We start from the raw sequence: 21,771 nt of genomic DNA, 5'->3' as shown, positions 1-21,771 counted from the left end.
GGCTGGTACTGCGATTGCGCGAGCGCGGGCGCGGCGGTGGCGATCGCCAGGGCCGAAGCCAGCCCGATCTTAATGGCGTTCATGATCCTGTCTCCTTTCTCCTCTCGGCGCGGGAGCGGTGTCATCGCAGGGACCGCGCCTCTCGGAAGGCTTCGCTGCCGGGCCCTGCTAAGGGAAAACCCTGCGGCGCTAGCGCGACCTAGACGGCAAGAACCCCTGGATGCGAACGAGGTTGCATCGGGAACGCGCCGCGAAAGGCCCCGCTCTTGTGAGACCGCGCTATCCCGCCTAGTTTCCGCCCCTTCTCCGCTCGCAGGGACCGCGACCCCAGGATGGCTGTGCATTATCTTGAGTTCGAGCGTCCTATCGCCGACCTCGAAGCCAAGATCGAGGAGTTGTCCAAGCTTTCTGAAACCGCGAACCCGGGGGCATTCGACGCCGAGATCGAGGCCCTTCGGGCTCGCGCGCAAGAGATGCGCCGCGACGCTTACGCAAATCTCGACGCCTGGCAGAAAACCCAGGTCGCGCGCCATCCTGACCGGCCGCACTTCGTCGATTATGCACAAGGACTGATCGACGAATTCGTCGAGTTGCGCGGCGACCGCAAGTTCGCCGACGACCAAGCGATCATGGGCGGCCTGGGGCGCTTTCGCGGCCGCCCGGTGGTTGTCATGGGCAACGAGAAAGGACGCGACACCGTCACGCGTGTGAAGCACAACTTCGGCTACGCCCGGCCGGAAGGCTACCGCAAGGCGATCCGGCTGATGGAGATGGCCGAGCGGTTCCATCTCCCGGTGATCAGCTTCGTTGACACGACGGCGGCCTACCCAGGCATCGCCTCCGAGGAGCGCGGCGTCGCCGAGGCGATCGCGCGCTCCACTGAGATGAGCCTGATGCTGGGCGTGCCCATGGTGGCGGTGGTCACCGGCGAGGGCGGATCAGGCGGAGCCTTGGGCATCGCCTGCGGCTCGCGCGTGCTGATCCTGGAGCATGCGGTCTATTCCGTGATCCCGCCCGAGGGGGCCAATTCGATCCTCTGGCGCGGCGCGCGCACGCCGGCAGAAGCCGCCAAGGCCTTGAAGATCACCGCCCAGGACCTTCTGGCGATGAAGATCGTAGACCGCATCATCCCGGAGCCCCCTGGCGGAGCCCACTCGGACCCCGAGGCCGCGCTCAAGGCGGTGGGCGACGCAGTCGAGGAGGAACTGGCGGCGCTGGAGAGCCTCTCGCCCGAAGAGATCCGCCGCCAGCGAGCCGACCGGTTTTATGCAATCGGGCGCGCCGGGCTGCAGTAACCCCGAGGCTTGCTTGACGCGGCGTCGGCAGGTTCAGTGTCATCCAAACACTTGTTTGGAGGACTCCTCATGGCGCTGAAGACCCGGTTCACCGAAGCCTTCGGGATCGAACACCCCGTCGTACAGGGTGGCATGCAGTGGGTCGGGCGCGCCGAACTCGTGGCCGCGGTCGCCAACGCAGGCGGGTTGGGCTTCATCACCGCGCTTACCCAGCCGACGCCTGAGAAGCTGACCGAGGAGATCGCGCGCTGCCGCTCGCTGACCGACAAGCCGTTCGGGGTGAATTTGACAATCCTGCCGGCCATCAACCCGCCGCCCTACGCTGAATACCGCCAGGCCATCATCGAGGCGGGGGTCAAGATCGTCGAGACGGCGGGCAACAAGCCGATCGAACACGTCGAGGAGTTCAAGAAGCACGGGATCAAGGTGATCCATAAGTGCACCTCGGTCCGCCACGGTCTCTCCGCCGAGCGCATGGGCGTCGATGCGATCTCCATCGATGGCTTCGAATGCGCCGGTCACCCGGGCGAGGATGATGTGCCTGGCCTGATCCTGATCCCGGCAGCGGCGGACAGGATCAAGATTCCGATGATCGCCTCGGGCGGCTTTGGCGACGCCCGCGGCCTGGTGGCGGCGCTGGCCCTTGGGGCCGAGGGGATCAACATGGGCACCCGGTTCATGTGCACGGTGGAGAGCCCGATCCATGAGAACATCAAGCGCCAGATTGTCGAGAACGACGAGCGCTCCACCGACCTGATCTTCCGCACCATGCACAACACCAGCCGCGTGGCGAAGAACGCGATCAGCCAGCAGGTCGTGGCTCTGGAGCGCGAGGGCGCGAAGTTCGAGGATGTGCGCGAGTTGGTGGCGGGAACGCGTGGCCGCAGCGTCTACGAGGTCGGCGACAACGACGCCGGCATCTGGTCGGCTGGGCAAATCCAGGGCTTGATCCACGACATCCCGACCTGCGCCGAGTTGATCCACCGGATCGTCCGTGAGGCCGAGGAAATCATCCATGCGCGGCTTGAGCGCATGGCCAGCCGCCGCCAGTTGGCGGACGCATAAGCTCCAGGATAGAAGCCGCCGGCGCCAGGCGTCGGCGGCGCGCAATCTCTTCGACAAGAACCCGCCGCAGATCTCGTCCGGGTTCGACAACCGGGTGGGTAACGCCCCGCTCTACAGTGGCTTCGACTGTGTCGGGCGCCGGCTCTACGTGACCGTCAGCAAGAGCTTCTGATCTGTCGCGATCTTAGCTGGACCTCGGGGGGCGGCGAACTTTGGGTTCGCCGCCCCCTCGCGTCAGGCGATCCGCACCAGGGCCTCGCAAAGGCTGTCGACGGCGTCCGCCGTTGTCGCCCAGGAGCACATGAAGCGGACGGATCCGTCGAGGAACCGATAGGCGAACCAGCCGCCCGCGTGCAGCCGGGCCAGCGTCGGCTCGTCCATCTCCACAAAGACGGCGTTGGACTCCACCTCGTGGCGGATCGGGAAGGGCATCTGCTCCGCGAGTCGCCGAGCCATGGCGTTGGCGTGGGCGGCGTGACGCAGGAACGCGCCTCCCTCGAGCATGCCTATGAAGGGCGCTGCAAAGTATCGCGCCTTGGAGGGCAGCTGACCCGCCTGCTTCAATCGCGCGTCGAAGCGTCGGGCGAGCGCGCGGTCGAAAAGCACCACCGCTTCGGTCGGCGGCATGCCGGCTTTGGTCCCGCCGACCACCAGGATGTCGGCGCCCAGCCCCTTGATGGCCTTCAGGTCGAAGCCGGCGGCCGCGGCGTTGGCTAAGCGCGCGCCGTCCAGATGGATGCTCAGCTGCTTGGCCTTGGCCGCCGCAGCAAGCGTGGCGAGGTCTTCGACTGAATAGACGGCCCCGTATTCCGTGGCGTTGGTCAGCGAGAGCGCCGCCGGAGACTGGCGGTAGGAGACGTCGGGCTGAGCCAATGCACCGCCGAGCGCGGCGGCCTCGATCCGCCCGGAGGCGCCTGGCAGCGGGATCAGGCCGAGGCCCTGGCCAAAGAAGCCGGGCGCGCCGGTCTCGTCGGTGCAGATGTGGGCGTGCTCGTGGGCGAGCACCGCTTCGAACGGCTTGCAAAGCGCAGCCAGCGAAATAGCGTTGGCCGCGGTGCCCGAGCCCACGAACCGCACCTCAGCGTCGGCGTCCAGCAGCTCGCGCAGGAGGTCCGCGGCGCGGGCGGTGACCTCATCGGTGCCATACCCTGAGGCGAAGCCGCTGTTGGCCGCGACCATGGCTTGCATGGCTTCGGGCGCGGCGGGAGCGGCGTTGTCGGAGGCGAAGTCGTATCGGGCCATGGGTCCTTGGGTCAGCTGGCGCTCGCTTGAAGGATTTCGCAGAAGGTCGCCAGGTCGACGTTGCCGCCGGAGACGATGGCCACGATCGGACCTTGTCCGGCCTTGCCGGTCAGGGCGGCTGCGAGCGGCAAGGCGCCCGCGCCTTCAGAGATCACCCGCGCCTTTTCCGCCATCAGGCGCATTGCGCGCCGGGTTTCGTCGAGGGTTACGACGATCGAGCCATCGACCAGCGGCCTCATCCGCTCCCACATGCGTGGGAAGACGCTCTGGCCGCCGGCCCCATCGACGAAGGAAGCCTCCCACTCGGGGAAGGGCTGCGGCGAGCCGGCGGCGAAGGATCGCGCCGCGGGCGCGGCGGTCTCGGGTTCAGCGGTCCAGACCTTGATGTCGGGCGCGAGGGCCTTGACCGCGCTGCCGACGCCGGTGATCAGCCCGCCGCCGCCGACCCCGCCGATCACGGCGACCGCATCGGGCGCATCCTCCAGGATCTCCAGGCCCATCGTGGCGTGGCCGGCGATGAAATTGTGATCGTCGAAGGGGTGGATGAAGGTTCCCTGGACCCCTGGATAGGCGCGCTCGTCGAGGGCCTTCCAGGCCACTTCGTAGGGCACGGTGACCAGCCGCGCGCCCAGGGCCCGCATTCGCTCCAGCTTGGAGGCAGGCGCCGTCTCGATCGCCACCACAGTGCATGGGACGCCTGCCTGACGTGCGGCATAGGCTACGCCCTGGCCCGCATTGCCCGCGCTGATCGTCCAGACGCCCAACTGGCGCTCGTCGTTCGACAGCATCGCCACCGCATTGGCGGCCCCGCGCAGCTTGTAGGCGTTGATCGGCTGCAGGTTCTCCAGCTTCAATCGAATATCGGGGAAGCCCGCCCCGAGCTCCAGGCGGACCAGTGGCGTGCGCACGCAGGTCGTGGAGATCCGCTCACGGGCCGCCTCGATTTCCGAGAGCGCGATCGGACGAACCGCCTCGAGGGTTGCGGGCATGGTCAGGGATCCTTGCGGGGGCCGTTCCGGGCTTGTTAGCGGATATCCAGGGTTCGGCTAGAGGGACCTCGCCCACCCGCAAACTTCTTCCACGAAGAGGTCCGGCTCCTCCATCGCCGCGAAATGGCCGCCGCGCGGCATGTCGGTCCAGCGCACGATGTTGTAGGCGCGCTCCGCGAAAGACCGGGGAGGGGCCTGGTAGAGCGGCTCGCCGGGGAAGTTGGCGAAGGCGGTGGGCGTCTCGCAGCGCTCCCCGGGTTGGAAAGCGAGTCCGCCTTCCTCGACCAGCCCGCGGTAGTACCAGGCGCCTGTCGCGAAGCTGCCGGTCATCACATAGAGCATGATGTTGGTGAGCAGCCGATCCTTCGGAAAGGCCTCGTCCAGGGACTTGTTCGACAGGTCCGACCAGTCATGGAAGCGTTCGGCGATCCAGGCGGCCTGGCCTACCGGATTGCCGGCGCCCAGCCAGGCCAGGGACTGCGGCTTGGAGACCTGCAGGCGAAAGTAGGCACCCATGACGTCCATGGCGCCAGCCTGGCGCTGGGCCCAGGCGACCTCCGCCTCGCCCTGCGGCCCGCCAGGCGGCCTGAAGCCCAACATGTTGAGGTGGATCGCGCGCGCATTTGCACCGTGGTCGCGCGCCAGCCACGAGGTGACCATCGCGCCCCAGTCGCCGCCCTGAGCCAGATAGGTCTTATAGCCCAGCACCTCGCTCATCAGGGTGTTGAACAGCCGCGCGGTGGTGCGTTGGCCGACCGGCCGCTTGGGCTTTGACGAGAATCCAAAGCCCGGCAGGGATGGAATCACCAGGTCGAAGGCGTCGCTCGCCTGGCCACCGAAGCGGCTGGGGAACGCCAGCTTTTCGATCACCTGCCAGAACTCGTAGTGCGATCCCGGCCAGCCGTGGGTGATGATGAGCGGACGGCTCCCATTTGCTTCGCCAACGACGTGCAGGAAGTGGATGTCGAAGTCCTCGATCGCCACTGTGAACTGCGGAAAGCGGTTGAGGTCGGTCATGGCCGCGCGCCAGTCGTAGGCGCCCGCCCAGTGATCGCACAGCCCGCGCAGATAACCGGCGTCGCAGCCATAGGCCCAGCCGTCGGGGACGTCGGGTATCGGCGGCCAGGGGTAGCTGCGAACCGGCCTCAGCACGGATTCGACCTCAGCTTCGGTCCAGATCACTTCGAACGGCTTGATCTCTGCCATGGCGGCCTCCCGGATGGGTGTGACCCTGCGGGCTTGCCGCGACGGCGGTCAAGCGGCGTCCCGGCGCTCCAGCCGCATCTTCAACCCGCCTTCCGGCGCAAGCGTAATACGAGCGCTCAACTTCACTTGCTGAGGGGTCTTCAGCCGCGGGCGGAATCGTTGGGCGAGGGTGGCGAGGATCAGGGTCGCCTCGGTCATCGCAAGTTGCGCGCCGATGCAGATCCTTGGCCCGCCTCCGAACGGGATGTAGGCGAAGCGCGGCCGGCCCTCGCTCCGTTCGGGCGAAAAGCGGTCGGGATCGAAGCGTTCAGGGGCGTCCCACAGCGCGCGATGACGATGCAGCACCCAGGTGGAGATGAGGATCCTGTCGCCGGCGCTGATTTTCTGGCCGCAGATTTCGTCCGCCGCCAACGCCCTGCGGCCGGTAACCGCCGGGGCCGGCGGATAGAGCCGCATGGCCTCCTCGATGACCTGGCGTGTGTAGGGGAGATCAGCCAGGTCCTCGGCGTTGGGCGTGCGGCCGCCCAACGCCCTGTCGAGCTCGGCGTGCAGGCGCGCCTCCACAGCGGGATGCTGCGAGAGCAGGTACCAGGTAAAGGTCATGGCGACGGCCGTGGTCTCGTGGCCGGCCTCGAAGATTGTGATCACCTCGTCGCGCACTTCCTGGGCGCTCAGTCCGGCGCCATCCTCTGGATCCTTGGCGGCGACAAGTCTGGTGAGCAGGTCGTTCGGAGCGCCGGCGAGGTTGCGCTCACGCTCATCGATCATCCGATAGATCGCCCCGTCCATGGCGCTGAAGTCCTCGTGGAGCGCCGTCTGCTTGGACTTCAGTCGCATCGGGCCGATCACCGGGAGCAGGTCGAGGATGCCGAAGTTGAGCGCGTTACGGCTAAAGCCCAGGGCGGGGCCGGCGAGGCTCACCAGTTCGGGGGCATCCGATGAAAACATGGTCTCGCAGATAATCCGCAACGTGAGGGCTTTCATCTCCTGCGCCATGTCGATGTCGGTCAGGTCCGGAAGGGCCGCCCAGCGTTCGCTGAAGGCCTGGGCGGCGGCAGCCATGGCCGGGGCGTAGGAGGCGACGCTCCGGGGATCGAACGCGGGCGCCATGACCTTGCGGTGTCGCTTCCACATCGCGGGCTCAGCGCTCAACAGGCCTTCGCCGAACATCGCCGTGAAGATCCGGTTGGACATCTCGTCCTTCGGGTAGTTGGCGGCGTTGTCGAGCAGCACGCGCCGTACGCCCTCCGGATCATGCACCATCACGGTTACGCCGAACGGCGACTTCGATCGGACGACGGGCTGTTCGAAAATAACCCGGGGGAGGGTCTCGAAGGCGTTTGACGAGCTATCCAGCTGTTTGAACAGCGACGGCCATTTCTCCGGCGGCGGCGCCAATCCTGCGAGCGAGTGATCGAGCGAAGCGTCCGACATGGCCTGCACCCCGTATCCGAGACCGTAACAGCGCTGGCCGACGGCGTGACGCAAGACGCCTAGTCTTGCGGACGCAGGCCGCGCGTGAGGGCGACGTCGAAGCCCTTGTAGATCTGACGTGCGCCGCCCGGCGGGAGCATGCCTGACAGCTCCAGGATTACCGCGCCGTGGATCGCGGCCCAGTTCATCAGGCCGATCTGCGCCGGGTCGCCACTCATCAGCCCCTCTGCAAGGGCGTCTTCGATGTAGCCGGTCATGGTCTTTTGGGCGCGCTGCCCGGCGGCGACCAGCTCCGGGTACTTCTCGACGTGCGGCTGGTTGAAGTCGAATATCAGCTTGTAGGAATGCGGGTGCTCGAGGGCGAAGGTGATGTAGGCCTCGCCCACCGCCATCCCTATGGCGCGCGCACCTTTGGCGCTGTTGCGCGCAGTCTCCAGGGCTTCGGCGAAGCGGTTGAAGCCATTGGCCCGCACGGCCGCCAGGATGTCGTCCTTATCCTCAAAATAGCGGTACGGGGTCATCGGCGAGACCCCGAGTTCGGCGGCCAGTTGGCGCATCGTCACCGCGTCAGGGCCCCGCTCCGCGAACAGGCGTTCAGCGGCTTCACAAAGCCGATCGCGGAAGTCAGCGACGTCGGTGTCGGAAAGGACTCGGGGCATACGGTGAGATTTGCACGAAACCTCTTGCAGAACGTTACTTTTTACCCTATAAATTTACCACGTAAATTGTCATGCAGGAGGCGGCGATGGACGGCAGTGCGCGCACCAATCCCTATCTGGCCGGAAACTTCGCCCCAGTCCGCAGCGAGGACGATTTCGACCTGACCGTGACGGGTCAGATCCCGGCGGATTTACGCGGTGCGCTCTTCCGCATCGGCCCAAACCCTCAGTTCGAGCCGCGCGACCCGAACCATCACTGGTTCTTCGGTGACGGTATGGTCCACGGCTTCTATGTCGGGGATGGGAAGGTCCGCTACCGTAACCGCTACGTGCGCACGCCCAAATGGGAGTTGGAGCACACGCATGGCCGGTCCCTGTTCGGAAGCGGCAATCCGCTGGCCAATGACCCGCTGACCGTGGGTAACGAGGGCGGCGTGGCCAACACCAACATCGTTTGGCACGCCGGCCTTTTGATGGCTCTGGAGGAGGGCCACCATCCCTTCGAGATGGATCCCAAGACCCTGGCCTCGTGTGGCTACGTTCGGCGTTACCAGGGCCGCGTCACGGCCCACCCCAAGATCGATCCCAAGACCGGCGAGATGGTCTGGTTCGCCTACGGCGTCGGCGAAACCCCGCTCTCCGCAGGCATGAGCTACGGTGTCACCGCCGCGGATGGAAGGGTGGTGCGACGCGACGAGTTCCAGGCGCCGTTCGCCGCCATGGTCCACGACTTCATGGTCACCGAAAACCACGTGTTGTTCCCGGTCCTGCCGCTGACCGCCAGCCTGCAGCGGGCGACGAGCGGCCTGCCGCCGTTCGCCTGGGAGCCGGACAAGGGCAGCCATGTGGGCGTCATGCGCCGCGACGGCGACGTCGCGTCGATCCGCTGGTTCAACACCGAGGCCTGCTACGTCTTCCACCCACTGAACGCCTGGGAGGAGGGCGACAAGCTCTTCGCCGATGTCATGCGCTACCCGGCCGCGCCGCTGTTCCCGAAGGCGGACGGCTCGCCGGGCGACAAGACCGCGGCCCGGCTTGTTCGCTGGACCTTCGACCTCGCCGGCGCCTCGGATGCGATCCACGAACAGGTGATCGACGACATCGACGGCGAATTCCCGCGCGTCGACCCTCGTGTGGAGACCCGCAAGCACCGCCACGGCTGGTATGCGGCCGACCCCACAGCTTCGAAGACCGTGCGCCTGAACTCAATCGCCCATCTCGACCTTCAGACCGGCAAGAGGCAGGTCTACGAACTCGACGGCGGAGACGCGACGTCGGAGCCGGTGTTTGTGCCGCGCTCGGCGACGGCTGACGAAGGCGACGGCTGGATCACCGCGGTGGTCTACCGGGCCGGCGAAGACCGCAGCGACCTACTGGTCTTCGAGGCGCAGGATATCGCCAAGGGGCCGATCGCCGTGGCCCAGATGCCGCGTCGCGTGCCCTTCGGCTTCCACGGCAACTGGATGGATTTCTGACCGGCGAGGCTTCGCGCCAACCCTTGCGGCTTTCAGATCGAGCACACAAAGGCCGCTCAGTCTTCCCCGCACTCGATCTCGTCGACCAGGCGGGTCGACTGCCAGATTTCGATGATGGGCGCGTCCTCTTCGCAGAGTTCCTCGGCCTGTTCGACGGCAGCCTCGTCACTCGGCGCTTCAAGCCACTCGCCAGTCTTGATCCGGCGATGGCGGTCGACGCGGTAGGCGCGGTAGGTGGCCATACTCAAACCCCCGGTTACCTAGGCCCTGAGAACGACCAGCGGCGCAAACGGTTGCGCTAAAGCCCCGTGCGATCAGTTCCAGGCGATCCGACCGCTGAACCAGCAGCCATGATTTGCGAGGCCGATTCAGCGGCCAAGCGATTGCGCCGGGCCCAATGCTCTAGGCGCGCTTCAGACCAGCGCGCCGTGGCAGTGCTTGAACTTCTTGCCTGATCCGCAGGGGCAAGAGGCGTTGCGGCCGGAGTTCTCCCAGCCCTCCGGCAGCGCGGTGACCGGCAGCGCTTGGCGCTGTTCGGTGTTCAGGCCGTCGGGCAGGAAACCCATCTGGGCGGCGTTCTCGCCGGTCAGGGGATCGAGATGGATCTCCTGGAACTGTCCCGGCGGTGGCTGCGGCGGCTCCTCGAACTGGAACTCCACCGTCATCAACCAGCGGGTGACGTTCTGGCGGAGGTCGACAAGCAGGCCTTCGAACAGGGTGAAGGCCTCGGTCTTGTACTCATTCAGCGGATCGCGCTGGCCATAGCCGCGCAGGCCGATGACGTTCCTCAGGTGGTCGAGGTGCATGAGGTGCTCGCGCCACTGCAGATCGATCATCTGCAGGAGGAAGCTCTTCTCCACCGTGCGCATGTGGTCGCCGACCTTGGCGTCGCGTTCGCTGACGCGGGCATCGGCGGCCTTGTTGATCCGCTCCTCGATCTCGTCGTTGGCGATGCCGTCCTCGGCTGCCCAAGCCTTGATCGGCAGCTCCAGGCCCAGGAACTCGCGGACGTGGTGGTCCAGCCCCTCGACGTCCCACTGCTCGGCATAGGCCTTCGGCGGCAGGTGACGGTTGACGAAATCCTCGATTGTGTCGCGGCGCATTTCGCCGATCACCTCGGAGAGGTCGCCCGCGGCCATGAACTCGGCGCGTTGCTCGAACACAGCCTTGCGCTGGTCGTTCACGACGTCGTCGTACTTCAGGAGGTTCTTGCGGATTTCGTAGTTGCGTTGCTCGACGCGCTTCTGGGCGGTGGCGATGGCGCTGTTCAGCCACTTGTGGGTGATGGCCTCGCCTTCCTGGACGCCGAAGGTGCGCATGATCCCGTCGAGCCGCTCGCCGGCGAAGATGCGCAAGAGGTCGTCCTCGCAGGACAGGAAGAATTTCGAATGTCCGGGGTCGCCCTGGCGGCCGGTGCGGCCGCGCAGCTGGTTGTCGATCCGCCGGCTCTCGTGACGCTCGGTGCCGAGCACGAAGAGGCCGCCGGCCGCCAGCGCCTTTTCCTTCAGCGCCGCAATCTCGCCCTCGACCTGGTGGCGGTGCTCCAACGCCATCTCAGGTGTCACCTCGACCCCCAGGGTGCGCTGCTCGTCACGCCACTGCATGACCTTCATGTCGATGTTGCCGCCGAGCTGGATGTCGGTGCCGCGGCCGGCCATGTTGGTGGCGATGGTCACCGCGCCCGGCACGCCGGCGTCGGCGACGATCAGCGCCTCCTGCTCGTGGTAGCGGGCGTTCAGGACGTTGTGCGGGATGCCGGACTGCTTTTTGCCGTCGATCTCGAACTTGTGCGCCTTGAGCAGCTCCGAAAGCTGCTCGGACTTCTCGATCGAGACGGTGCCGACCAGGATCGGCTGACCGCGGCGATAGCAGTCCTCGATCAGGCCGATGATCGCCACATGCTTCTCGGCGGCCGTGCGATAGACCTCGTCGTCGTCGTCGATCCGCACCACCGGTCGGTTGGTCGGGATCTCGGCGACATCCATCTTGTAGATGTCGAGGAATTCCTGGGCTTCGGTGGCGGCCGTGCCGGTCATGCCCGAGAGCTTGGAATAGAGGCGGAAGTAGTTCTGGATCGTCACCGAGGCCAGGGTCTGGTTCTCGGGCTGTATGACCGCCCCTTCCTTGGCTTCGATCGCCTGGTGCAGGCCCTCCGAGAGCCGCCGGCCATGCATCATGCGACCGGTGAATTCGTCGATCAGGATCACCTCGCCGGCGCGGACGATATAGTCCTTGTCGAGCTGGTAGAGGACGTTGGCGCGCAGCGCCTGGTTCACATGGTGCACGACCGAGACGTTGGCCGCGTCATAGAGTCCGGCTGAATCCTCGGCCAGGTGTCCGCCGGCCAGGAGGATCTCCTCGATCCGCTCCGAGCCCTCCTCGGTCAGGATCACCTGCCGCTGCTTCTCGTCGAAGTCGTAGTTGGTAGGGTCCTTGATCAGCTCTTTTACGAGCAGGTCGATGGTCTTGTAGAACTCGCTGCGATCCTCGGTGGGGCCCGAGATGATCAGCGGCGTGCGGGCTTCGTCGATCAGGATCGAGTCCACCTCGTCGACGATCGCAAAGTTGTGCCCCCGCTGGACCATTTCGCCGGCTTCATAGACCAGGTTGTCGCGCAGGTAGTCGAAGCCGAACTCGTTATTGGTGCCGTAGGTGATGTCGGCGTTGTAGGCCGCCTGGCGCTGACCCTGGCTGAGCCCGTGGACGATGACGCCCACCTCCATGCCCAGGAACCGGTAGATCTGGCCCATCCACTCGGCGTCGCGTTGCGCCAGGTAGTCGTTGACGGTGATCAGGTGCACGCCCTTGCTGGCAAGGGCGTTCAGGTAGACGGGCGCCGTGGCGACGAGCGTCTTGCCTTCACCGGTCCGCATCTCGGCGATGCCGCCCTGGTGCAGCACCATGCCGCCGACCAGCTGCACGTCGTAGTGTCGCTGGCCCAGCACCCTGCGCGCGGCTTCGCGGACCACGGCGAAGGCCTCCTCCAGCAGCTCGTCCAGGGTCGCGCCCTTGGCCAGCCGCTCGCGGAACTCCACCGTCTTGGCGCGCAGGTCCTCGTCGGAGAGCGCCTCCATTTTCGGCTCGAGCGCGTTTATCTTCAGGACGCGCGCCTGCATCGACTTGACCTTGCGGTCGTTGGAAGAGCCGAAGAACCGTTGGAACATGCTCAAGTGGTCAAATCCATCCGGCGGCGACAAGGCCCTTCGCCCGCCGGGAAAACCGCTGTGTCAGGGGCGCGCGAGACTTAAGCAGCCCCCACCCTCAAGTCAACGCAAGGCCCCTGTGGCGCGAAGTATCGGGCCGCGGCTTAAGCAGCGGATTTGATTTGAAGCGGCCCTCGGCGGGAGCCAACCAGAAAATTCCTGGCCGAGCGTCGGGAAACCGGCTGGTCAACCCGGTTGAAATAGCTCGACAGGATTTCCGGAGGGATCCTCGAGCAGGATCTCCTTGCCGCCAGGTCCGGTCGTGATGTCGTTGCGGAAATGGACGCCCTCTTTGCGAAGCCTGGTCACTTCGCCCTGCAGGTCGGCCACGTTGAGAACGATGCGGGTCCAGCCTCCTGGGGCAGGGCGCTCGCCGTTCGGCATGGGCTGCGAGGCGCCGCCTGGCCCCTTTGTCGGGCTCAGAAGAAGCTGAAGCCCGCCGCGGGACAGCGCGGCGAAATAGCCGCCCGCCGAGAGGTCGACCTTGAAGCCGAGCTTGCTCGTATAGAACCCCGCGGCGGCCGGCACGTCGCTCACCATGTAGCGAACCCTGACCAACGCAGAGCTGTTTTTCGCGAGGTCTTGGGCGCTTGCGCCATGCGCTCCGACCGAAAACATCAGCGCCAGGGCGGATAAAGCCGGTCTGTTCATGCCACTCCTCCTTCGGCTCCAGAGGCGCGTGGTGCGCTCCGTCGGACGGCACGGTACATCAAAACGTCTTGATGCATCAAGGCGGCTTGATGTAAATGAAGGGCATGAGCACCCAGCCGCTTCAGCCGGACGTCGGTCCGCCCGAGTTCCTCCAGCTCGCCGCGCATCCCCTACGCTGGCGCATTTTGAGTGAGCTGGCGCGGAGCGACCGGGTGGTGCACGAACTGACCGGGTTGGTTGGCGAGGCTCAGAACCTGGTCTCCTACCACCTGGCCAAGCTGCGCGATGGGCGTCTCGTCTCTGCCCGGCGAAGTTCGGCCGATCGCAGGGACACGTACTACGGGTTGGATCTGGCGCGGATCGGAAGCCTCTTGTCTGCGACCGGCGGGGCGCTCCACCCTGGCCTGCGTCTGACCCCAACCCCGCGCAATGAGGAGTCGATCGGCCGGGTGAAAGTGCTGTTCCTTTGCAGTGGCAACAGCGCGCGGTCCCCGATGGCCGAAGCTCTGGCGAGGGCTCGGTCCGGCGGGGCCATAGAGGCGGTGAGCGCCGGCAGCCATCCCAGGCCTTTGCACCCCAACGCGGTCCGGGTGATGCGCGACGAATATGGCCTCGACCTGGCCGGTCACACGCCCAGGCACCTGGATGCGCTCGCAGGCCGGAGTTTCGATTGGGTGATCAGCCTGTGCGACCGTGTGCGCGAAGTGTGCCCGGAGTTCCCCGCCCATCCTGAGACCGTCCACTGGAGCATCGCCAACCCCGTGACCGGCGATCCCGACGAGGTCACCTACCCGCTGTTTGCGCAAACGGCCGCCGAACTGGCGACCCGCATCGAGTTCCTCCTCGCCGCGATCTCCGAGCCCAACACCGTTCGCCCCGAGCCAAGGAGAATCCCGTGACCGACCTCAGTGAAATGGTGAGTGTCCGCTATATGGTCGACGACGTTGAGGCGGCGACCGACTTCTACACGAAGTTCCTCGGCTTCGAGGTCCTGACGAACTTCCCGCCCGCCTTCGCCGACGTCGCCCGCGGGCGCCTGCGATTGCTGCTCAGCGGACCGGTGAGCTCTGCCGGACGCGCCATGCCCGATGGCGCAAAGCCCGGCCCTGGCGGATGGAACCGCATTCACCTGATTGTCGACGACATCGACGCCGAAGTCGCCCGCCTCCGGCGCGCCGGCGCGCCGTTTCGCAACGACATCTTGCAGGGACCGGGCGGCAAACAGGTCCTGCTCCAGGATCCGTCCGGCAATTTTGTCGAGCTCTTCCAGCCCGCCACCGCTTTCACCCCGGCGCGCTGAGATCCCTGGCCCCCTCCGCGGGCGGCCTTCTCACCGCCCGCCCTCACCGATCGGCGATGGCGGGCGCCAGGCGCAGGGGTCCCCCGCGGCCAGATAGGCTGCGATCAGGGTTGCTGTCTTTGCCGGCGCCTGCAGAAAGAAATAATGCGTGCTGTGGGGCAGCTCGACGGCCACGCCGCAAATCTTGTGCTCCAGAAAATCAGCCTGAGCCCGCAGCATCCACGGTCGGATGACGTGGACAGAGTAGGCCACGATAGCGGCGCGCTGCGCCGGCGGCGTCCCTGGCGCGACCTGATCGGCGACGTCCTTCGATGTGTAGACCGCAAGCGCTGGGGCGCGGATCGCCGCATAGCGGGGCGGGGCGGCGACGTCGCCTCTAAGGATGGCCAAAAGCGTCGGCAGCGGAGTCGTTGGGACGATGTGGTCACCCCGTTGCGCCATGATCTCGCGAAGGTCGGCGCCCACCGCCGGCGACTGCGTCTGGAGCAACGCCTGACGCCATCGGGCCTGCGCCGCCAGGCTGGCGAGGTCTGCCTTGCTGGGCGCGGCGCCCGGCGGGACGCCATTCGTCAGCTCCAGCGCGCGACTGCGATCGTAGGCCGAGTCCAGATAGACCAGTCGCTCGACGCGGTCGGGGTGGTCGGCGCCGAGGCTCGACAGCTCACCGCCGGCGATACTGTGACCAACAAACGAGGCTTTCGCGATGTCCAGCCGGTCCATCAGGCCCAGGATGTCACCGACGAGCTCAGCGTTCGCATAGCCCTGCGAGGGATGGTCCGACTGGCCGTAGCCGCGGCGGGTCACCGCGATGACGCGGCGCCCAGCGGTCAGGCGAGGCGCGAGGTCGTCGAAGATTCGCCCCGAGTTGCCGAGCCCGCTCAGAAGGATTACGGCCGGTCCGTGACCTCCCCAGTCCACGTAATGCAGCCTGATCCCGTTGACCTGACAGAAGCTGTCGCGGCCGACGCCGGCCGGCCGGCAGCCCTGCGCCTCGGTCGCCGTCGCTGCAGAGGCGCAGAGACCTGACGCAAGGACGAGGGCTGCCAGGCCGCGCCTCATAGGCGATAGTCCAAGGTTATGCCGAGTGTGCGGGGCCGGACCAGGTACTGCGTCGGCCCGTGGACGCTGGTGGAAGCGGCGGTGACGCCGCGCACGTCGCCGACGTTCTCGGCGAACGCGCTAAGCTCCAGTTTGCGGATGGTCGTCGACAGCCGCAGGTCGAAGAGGTTGTAATCGCCTTGCCGCGGGGGCGAGGGCGACAGTTCGCCCGGCGCGCCGGAGATGTAGCGATGGCTGACCACCAGCATCGGCTGAAGCGGCGCTGAGGACAGGGTGTAGTTCAGGCTGTTCGAGACCTGCCAGCGCGAAGCGCCCGGCAGCTGGGTGGGGGCCGTCACCAGGCTCGCGCCGGTTCCGTAGTCGCGCCGCAGTTCCCCGTCGAGGTAGGTGGCCGCCGAGTTCAGCCGAAGGTCCTGGGTGACAAGCCAGGTCGCGCTGGCTTCGGCCCCGACGTTGCGCGCCTTTCCGGCGTTAGCAGTGTAGATGAAACCCGAAGGGCTGCGCTGCGAAACCTGGATGTCGCTCCAGTCGACGTAGAATAGCGTGCCGTCGAGCAGCACCCGCCGGTCAAGCCACGCCGTTCGCGTGCCCAGTTCGTAGTTGACCAGCGAGTCGGATCCGAACTGCGAGGGGATTTTAAACGTCGGGTCGACGGCGATGTTCGGGCCACCGAAGCGGAAGCCCTTCGAGACCAGCGCATAGACCATCTGCTCGGCGCTCGGCTCCCAGGTCAGCGAGGCCTTGGGGGAGAAGCCGCTATCGCGCGAATGGCCGAAGGTTTCGCTGAAGCCGCCCGCCAGCGGCCCGCCCTGGGTCGTGTCGGTGTCGAGCTCGGTGCGGAAGGCGCGACCGCCGACGGTCGCCTTGAAGGTGTCCGTCAGATGATAGGTCGCTTCGCCGAACGCCGCGCCCTCCCGTCCGCGGATGCGCACGGGCGCGTCGATCAGAGTGGGCGAACCCACGACCGCGGCCGCGGTCGGCGCAACCAGGGTGTCACGCACGAGCTCATCGGTGGAGTCGTAGAACAGGCCGACCAGGTACTCGAACCGCTGGCCTGTAGGCGAAGCCAGGCGCGCTTCGAAGGTGTCGCCCTTACTCGTTCCGCCCTCCAGGAACGACACCGGCGCAAAGGCGGGTGCAAGTCCCGAGTAATCCTGCACCGAACTGAAGGACTTGGCGTGATGGGTCGCTGTCGCCGTCAGGGTGGCGAAACCGAGCTCCTGGTCGAGCCGCAGGTTGTGGATGGTGGTGCGGTAGCTGAACGGCTCGGCGACCAGAGTGCGTTTCGCGTAGTCGCCCAGCGACGGATCGGCCGCGCCGGCATCCGGCGTGGACTCGGTCTGCTGCAGGTAGAGGTAATTAACCTGCGTGGCCGCGGTCGGCGTGAAGGCGACCAACAGCCGGCCGCCGCTGACTTGCGCGCGGTTGGTGTCCCGTCCACCCGTGCCCAGGTTGTCGACGTAGCCCGGGTCGCGACGGTCGACCAGCACGGCGCGAATGGCCAGCTTGTCCGTGACGAGGGGCACGTTGACCATGGCGTCGCCGCCATAGCCGTCGCCGCCATGCGCCGTCGTCTCATAGGTCGCGCGGACCCGCGCATCGTAGTCGGTGAGGTTGGGCTTGCGGGTCTGGTAGTTGATCGCTCCACCCAGCGACGCAGAGCCAAACAGCGTACCTTGCGGCCCGCGCAGCACTGTGACGTTGTCCACGTCGAAGGTGTCGATGTCGGGGATGCCCGCCGAGTAGAACGGATCGGTCATCGGGACGTCGTTGATGAAATAACCGGTCGTGCCTTGCGCCTGGGCGATCCCGGTCGTCGTCGAGACACCGCGCAAAATCGCCGACGAATTGCCGGGGATGGCCTGGTTGAACACCACGCCCGGAACCCGTGTCAGGTATCCCGACATGTCATCGGCGCCCACGGTCTGCAGCGCGCGTTCGTCGAAGGCGGTGATGGACGCCGGGATGTCGCGCACGGCTTCCGGCCGTTTGGTCGCGGTCACGATGATGTCCTCGACTGTGGTGGCGTCGCGGGGCGACGGCTCAGCAGAGGCCAGCGCAGCCGGAGCGGCGCCTGCCAACAGCCACATCGCACCCAATCCCAGACGCCGAACCGCACGCATTACCAATTTCCCTCAAGCTGAAGCTTGCCGGAAAAAGACCGACCGGTCGGTTTTTGTCAACGCGATATGGCGCGCATAGCGCAAGCCTTGCTATTGAAGGCAATGCCGAAGATCAGCCCCGCCGCCGCCGAGTCGCGCCGCAGCCGGATCCTGGACGCCGCGGCCCAGTGTTTCGCCAAACACGGGGTGCACGTCTCAGTGGATGAGATCTGCGCGACGGCTGGAATAAGCAAAGGCGCGATCTACGGCTATTTCCCCAGCAAGGACGCCATTATCCAGGGGCTCGCTGACCGGCACATGACCGATCTGGACGCGATCACCCACGCCGGCAGCCTGGAAGAGTTATGCGCTCTATTGCTCGCCCGTGCGGGAAATGGCGATGCGTCAAATTCCCGATTGGAGCTGGAGGCTTGGACCTACAGCCTCAACACCCCGCTGCTTCGCAGCCGCCTACGAGCCAACACGGCACAATTGCAGAGCGCCTTGACGGACGCGGTCACCAACCTGCAGGCGAACGGGTCGGTGCGCAACGACGCCGATCCGGCGGCCTGCGCTGCGGTCGTTGAAACATTCGCGCTCGGCATGGTGGCCAAGGCAGCGCTGGGCGACCTCGACACAGCCGCCCAAATCCGTGACAGCCTGCGGGCGCTGTCAGACCTGCTGGCGCAACGGTAGCGGCGTATCGGCGAAGGCTCCGGCGATTTCGGCCGCCAAACAGCCGCCAAACAAAAGGCGGCGTGGGCCTTCCCTACCGGGAAGTGGGGAAGGGAAGGCCTCGGCGGCGCACATTCGAGCCGCACCGCGCCGAAATCGGACATGGCGCGGCGGCCGGACTTGAAGTCAGACGACTTCGAAAAGTCCCGCTGCGCCCATGCCGCCGCCGATGCACATCGAGACCACGACGTTCTTGGCGCCGCGGCGCTTGCCTTCCTGCAGGATGTGGCCGGCGAGACGCGCGCCGGTCATGCCGAAGGGGTGGCCGATCGCGATGGAGCCGCCGTTGACGTTATACTTCTCGGGATCGATGCCCAGCTTGTCGCGGCTGTAGAGGCACTGCGAGGCGAAGGCCTCGTTCAGCTCCCAAAGATCGATGTCGTCGATCTTCAGGCCATGACGTTCCAGGAGACGTGGGATCGCGAAGACCGGGCCGATGCCCATCTCGTCGGGTTCGCAGCCGGCCACCGCCCAGCCCTTGAACACGCCCATGGGCTCGAGGCCGCGGCGCTGGGCTTCCTTGGCCTCCATGATCACCACGGCGGCCGAGCCGTCAGAGAGCTGGGATGCGTTGCCGGCGGTGATGTATTTGCCGGGACCCCGCACGGGCTCGAGCTTGGCCAGGCCCTCGGAGCTGGTGTCCGGGCGGTTGCACTCGTCGCGATTGACCACGTAATCGACGATGGATTCCTCTTTCGTCTCCTTGTTGACCACCTTCATCTTGGTCTTCATCGGGACGATCTCGTCGGCGAACTTGTTGGCCTGCTGGGCGGCGGCCATGCGGCGCTGGCTCTCGAGCGAATATTCGTCCTGCGCCTCGCGGCTGACCTTGTAGCGCTCGGCGACGATGTCGGCAGTGTCGATCATCGGCATGAAGATGGCCGGGTACATCTCAGTCAGCTTCGGATCGAAGTTGTCCTTGCCGGCGCCCATGTTGGGCATGGAGATCGTCTCCACCCCGCCGGCCACCACAACGTCGGCGCCGTCGTTGCGCACGAAGTTGGCGGCCATGCCGATGGTCTGCAGGCCCGAGGAACAGAAGCGGTTCACCGTCACGCCGGAGGTGGTGATGGGCAAGCCCGCCAGCAGCGAAGCCTGGCGCGCGACGTTGCCGCCGCCGTGGGCGACGTTGCCCATGAACACGTCTTCGACGTCGGCGCCTTGGATGCCGGCCTTGGCCACCGCATGCTTTACCGAGTGGGCGGCGATCGAGACGGTGGGGGTGATGTTGAACCCGCCGCGAGCGGACTTGGCCAGACCGGTGCGGGCATAAGAGACAATGACGGCTTCGCGCATATTGAAATAATCCTCCCGATAATTGGTCCGCGGGCGCCTGATCGTCCGTGGCGCGGTCGGGCGCAACCTTTGCATCCCGCCGTGTAAATGGCTAGGGACGGGCAGCGTCGCAAAGGACGCTTTCCATCGGTTTCGAGGGGACCCATATGGCCGGTATTCGGCCCTTCCGCCGCGCTGCGTTGGCCGGCCTCGCGCTTGCGGGGATGCTGGGCCTGGCCGCCTGCGAGAGGGGCGGGACGGCCGAGCGGCCCCCCGAACGCGGCGATCGCGCCGCCGCCAGGGTCGACGGCCAGACCGTCTGGGCGTCCGACGTCAAGCGCGAGGCGGTGGCGCAAGGCCTGATCGGCGAGGGCGAGCCGCTGGATGTCTCCTCCGACCTCTTCCGGCGAGTGCTGGACGAGGTGGTCGACCAGAGGCTGCTGGCCGGGGAGGCGATGAGGCGCAAGCTCGACAAGGACCCGGTGGCCCAGCGCAGGCTGGCCGCCGCGCGTGACCGGGTGTTGGGCGACATGCTTGTGGAGGGCGTGATCTCCGATGCGGTCAATGATAACGCCGTGCGCGGCCTCTACCAGGAACAGCTGAAGCTCGCCAAGCGCTCCGAGGAGATCCATGCCCGCCAGATCGTAATGGGCAATTCGGCCGACGCAGAGGCCGTGAAGAAGTTGTTGGCTTCGGGAGCCTCCTTCGAGGCCCTGGCCATGGAACGGTCCACGGACGCGGCGACCCGCTTCAACGGCGGTGACCTGGGCTATTTTACCATCGACGTGATGCCCGAAACCTATGATGCGGCGCTGAAAACCGCCAAGCCCGGTCAGATCGTCGGCCCGTTCCCGGTCGAGGGCGGCTTCGCCCTGGTGAAGGTCGAAGACCGCCGTATCGAGCAGCCGATCACCCTGGAGGCCGCGCGTCCGCAAATCGTGCGCTTCCTGACCTACGATCAGATCCGCGACCTCTTGGAGAAGCTGCGTAGCCGCTCCAAGGTCGAGGTGATGGTCAAGACCGACACCCCCAGCCAGGCTGTCCCGCCCGCCGACGCGCCCAAACCCGCGCCGACTGCGCCGACGCCTGCGGCGCCAGCGAAAGGGGCCTCGAAGTGACCCGCAAACCCTCCGCGCCCGGCAAGGGCCTGAGGCCCGCCGGCAAGGCCCTGGAAGCCGCCGCGCGCCCTGTCGAGGTCGTCGGTCAGACGCTGGAGCGGGCGTTCGACCCCTTGGCCAGCGCCCTCAAGCGCGCCGCCCTGAAACGCGCCGACAGACAGGCCCGCCAGTTTTCCGAACCGGCCGGCGCGCCGGCGTCGGAGGCGCCGGCCGCGCCTGCGAAAGCCGCCATGCCGGTCTCACCGCTTGCGGTGCCCTTCCCGGCGATGCCGCCGATCGCGGGCGTTCAGATGGCGACGGCGCGGGCAGGCTTTTACAAGCACGACCGAGAAGACCTGTTAGTGATGACCTTCCCTGATGGCGCCAGCGGCGCTGGGGTCTTCACCCGCCACGGCGTGGGCTCCGCGCCGGTGGACTGGTGCAAGCGGCATCTGGACATGACCAAGGGTGAGGGCGTGCGCGCGCTCGTGGTCAACGCAGGCTGCGCGAACTCCTTCACCGGCCGCCCTGGGGCCGACGCGGTGCGACGGGTCTGCTCGGCCGCCGCCAAGCGTTTCGACTGCCGCCAGCGCGACGTCATGGTCGCCTCCACCGGGGTGATCGGAGTGCTGTTGGACGACGCCAAGATCGTCCACCGCCTGCCCGAAGTGGAGCACAAGCTGGCCGAGGACGGCTGGGCGAACGCCGCCAACGCCATCATGACCACCGACACCTTCCCGAAGGGCGCCCATGCCGTGGCGGACATCGACGGGGTGAAGGTCAAGATCAGCGGCATCTGCAAGGGCTCCGGCATGATCGCGCCGGACATGGCCACCATGCTGGCTTTCGTGGTCACAGACGCGGCGATCTCGCCCTCGGCGCTGCAGAACCTGGTCAGCCTCTATACGCGCAACACCTTCAATGCCGTGACGGTGGACGGCGACCGCTCGACCAACGATACGCTGCTGCTGTTCGCCACCGGCA

Annotated in this window: 20 protein-coding genes; 9 read left to right on the top strand and 11 right to left on the bottom strand. The window is 66.5% G+C overall.

Annotated features, from left to right (window positions below; all coding sequences use genetic code 11):
* Positions 1-332 precede the first annotated feature (332 nt).
* From VGI62_RS11020 to VGI62_RS11010, 3 genes are all read left to right on the top strand, one after another.
* Positions 333-1,295, top strand: coding sequence for an acetyl-CoA carboxylase carboxyltransferase subunit alpha (locus tag VGI62_RS11020; RefSeq protein ID WP_331504531.1), 963 nt, complete (start codon positions 333-335; stop codon positions 1,293-1,295).
* Between the two features lie 69 nt (positions 1,296-1,364).
* Entirely contained in the window at positions 1,365-2,360 is a 996-nt protein-coding gene (locus VGI62_RS11015; protein ID WP_331504530.1) for a nitronate monooxygenase family protein, read from the top strand.
* Positions 2,311-2,532 carry a hypothetical protein gene (locus VGI62_RS11010; protein ID WP_331504529.1) on the top strand — a complete coding sequence of 74 codons (222 nt, stop codon included), beginning with the start codon at positions 2,311-2,313 and terminating at the stop codon, positions 2,530-2,532. Before VGI62_RS11015 ends, VGI62_RS11010 begins: the two co-directional genes overlap by 50 nt.
* Before the next feature lie 62 nt (positions 2,533-2,594).
* On the opposite strand, the gene VGI62_RS11005 is transcribed toward VGI62_RS11010, so the two are convergent.
* From VGI62_RS11005 to VGI62_RS10985, 5 genes are read right to left on the bottom strand one after another with little or no spacing between them, the layout of a single operon-like run.
* Positions 2,595-3,602, bottom strand: coding sequence for a threonine aldolase family protein (locus VGI62_RS11005; RefSeq protein ID WP_331504528.1), 1,008 nt, complete (start codon positions 3,600-3,602; stop codon positions 2,595-2,597).
* Positions 3,603-3,613: 11 nt separating this feature from the next.
* Positions 3,614-4,591: a threonine ammonia-lyase gene (locus VGI62_RS11000; RefSeq protein WP_331504527.1), complete on the bottom strand. Its 978-nt coding sequence runs from the start codon at positions 4,589-4,591 to the stop codon at positions 3,614-3,616.
* Between the two features lie 57 nt (positions 4,592-4,648).
* The gene (locus VGI62_RS10995) at positions 4,649-5,797 is read right to left on the bottom strand and encodes an epoxide hydrolase family protein (protein ID WP_331504526.1); all 1,149 of its coding nucleotides are present in this window, start codon (positions 5,795-5,797) and stop codon (positions 4,649-4,651) included.
* A 48-nt stretch (positions 5,798-5,845) separates the two neighbouring features.
* Positions 5,846-7,231, bottom strand: coding sequence for a cytochrome P450 (locus tag VGI62_RS10990; RefSeq protein ID WP_331504525.1), 1,386 nt, complete (start codon positions 7,229-7,231; stop codon positions 5,846-5,848).
* 59 nt (positions 7,232-7,290) lie between these two features.
* Complete coding sequence (locus VGI62_RS10985; RefSeq protein ID WP_331504524.1) at positions 7,291-7,890, bottom strand: TetR/AcrR family transcriptional regulator; 600 nt, start codon at positions 7,888-7,890, stop codon at positions 7,291-7,293.
* Between the two features lie 86 nt (positions 7,891-7,976).
* On the opposite strand from VGI62_RS10985, the gene VGI62_RS10980 reads away from it, so the two are divergent.
* Positions 7,977-9,365: a carotenoid oxygenase family protein gene (locus tag VGI62_RS10980; RefSeq protein WP_331504523.1), complete on the top strand. Its 1,389-nt coding sequence runs from the start codon at positions 7,977-7,979 to the stop codon at positions 9,363-9,365.
* Between the two features lie 56 nt (positions 9,366-9,421).
* Here VGI62_RS10980 and VGI62_RS10975 read toward each other — a convergent pair whose 3' ends face one another.
* From VGI62_RS10975 to VGI62_RS10965, 3 genes are all read right to left on the bottom strand, one after another.
* Positions 9,422-9,607 (bottom strand): hypothetical protein, encoded by a 186-nt coding sequence (locus VGI62_RS10975; protein ID WP_331504522.1) that lies wholly within the window; start codon positions 9,605-9,607, stop codon positions 9,422-9,424.
* Between the two features lie 171 nt (positions 9,608-9,778).
* On the bottom strand, positions 9,779-12,529 hold the full coding sequence (gene secA / locus VGI62_RS10970) for a preprotein translocase subunit SecA (protein WP_331504533.1): 2,751 nt from the start codon (positions 12,527-12,529) through the stop codon (positions 9,779-9,781).
* A 225-nt stretch (positions 12,530-12,754) separates the two neighbouring features.
* The gene (locus VGI62_RS10965) at positions 12,755-13,219 is read right to left on the bottom strand and encodes a VOC family protein (RefSeq protein ID WP_331504521.1); all 465 of its coding nucleotides are present in this window, start codon (positions 13,217-13,219) and stop codon (positions 12,755-12,757) included.
* A gap of 104 nt (positions 13,220-13,323) precedes the next feature.
* Here VGI62_RS10965 and VGI62_RS10960 point away from each other — a divergent pair, with 104 nt between their 5' ends.
* On the top strand, positions 13,324-14,118 hold the full coding sequence (locus VGI62_RS10960; RefSeq protein ID WP_331504520.1) for an ArsR family transcriptional regulator: 795 nt from the start codon (positions 13,324-13,326) through the stop codon (positions 14,116-14,118).
* Complete coding sequence (locus tag VGI62_RS10955) at positions 14,115-14,519, top strand: VOC family protein (protein WP_331504519.1); 405 nt, start codon at positions 14,115-14,117, stop codon at positions 14,517-14,519. Before VGI62_RS10960 ends, VGI62_RS10955 begins: the two co-directional genes overlap by 4 nt.
* A 30-nt stretch (positions 14,520-14,549) precedes the next feature.
* Here the strand turns inward: VGI62_RS10955 and VGI62_RS10950 are convergent, their stop codons facing one another.
* Both VGI62_RS10950 and VGI62_RS10945 read right to left on the bottom strand, forming a co-directional pair.
* Positions 14,550-15,578: an alpha/beta hydrolase gene (locus VGI62_RS10950; RefSeq protein WP_331504518.1), complete on the bottom strand. Its 1,029-nt coding sequence runs from the start codon at positions 15,576-15,578 to the stop codon at positions 14,550-14,552.
* A complete protein-coding gene (locus tag VGI62_RS10945) occupies positions 15,575-17,701 on the bottom strand; it encodes a TonB-dependent receptor (RefSeq protein ID WP_331504517.1) in 2,127 nt (708 codons plus the stop codon). Before VGI62_RS10945 ends, VGI62_RS10950 begins: the two co-directional genes overlap by 4 nt.
* Before the next feature lie 24 nt (positions 17,702-17,725).
* On the opposite strand from VGI62_RS10945, the gene VGI62_RS10940 reads away from it, so the two are divergent.
* On the top strand, positions 17,726-18,376 hold the full coding sequence (locus VGI62_RS10940; protein ID WP_331504516.1) for a TetR/AcrR family transcriptional regulator: 651 nt from the start codon (positions 17,726-17,728) through the stop codon (positions 18,374-18,376).
* A gap of 165 nt (positions 18,377-18,541) precedes the next feature.
* Here the strand turns inward: VGI62_RS10940 and VGI62_RS10935 are convergent, their stop codons facing one another.
* Positions 18,542-19,711 (bottom strand): acetyl-CoA C-acyltransferase, encoded by a 1,170-nt coding sequence (locus VGI62_RS10935; RefSeq protein ID WP_331504515.1) that lies wholly within the window; start codon positions 19,709-19,711, stop codon positions 18,542-18,544.
* A 146-nt stretch (positions 19,712-19,857) separates the two neighbouring features.
* Between VGI62_RS10935 and VGI62_RS10930 the strand changes: the two genes are divergently transcribed.
* Together VGI62_RS10930 and VGI62_RS10925 are read left to right on the top strand one after the other, a co-directional pair.
* Positions 19,858-20,808 carry a peptidylprolyl isomerase gene (locus VGI62_RS10930; protein ID WP_331504514.1) on the top strand — a complete coding sequence of 317 codons (951 nt, stop codon included), beginning with the start codon at positions 19,858-19,860 and terminating at the stop codon, positions 20,806-20,808.
* Positions 20,805-21,771: bifunctional ornithine acetyltransferase/N-acetylglutamate synthase (locus VGI62_RS10925; RefSeq protein WP_414695676.1), on the top strand; the 967-nt coding region annotated here is incomplete at its 3' end. The genes VGI62_RS10930 and VGI62_RS10925, both read left to right, overlap by 4 nt.

This window comes from Phenylobacterium sp. (assembly GCF_036495085.1).
Taxonomy (GTDB): Bacteria; Pseudomonadota; Alphaproteobacteria; order Caulobacterales; family Caulobacteraceae; genus Phenylobacterium.
The sequence above is the reverse complement of the archived record's forward strand: the minus strand, read 5'-3'. Positions and strand labels throughout refer to the sequence as shown.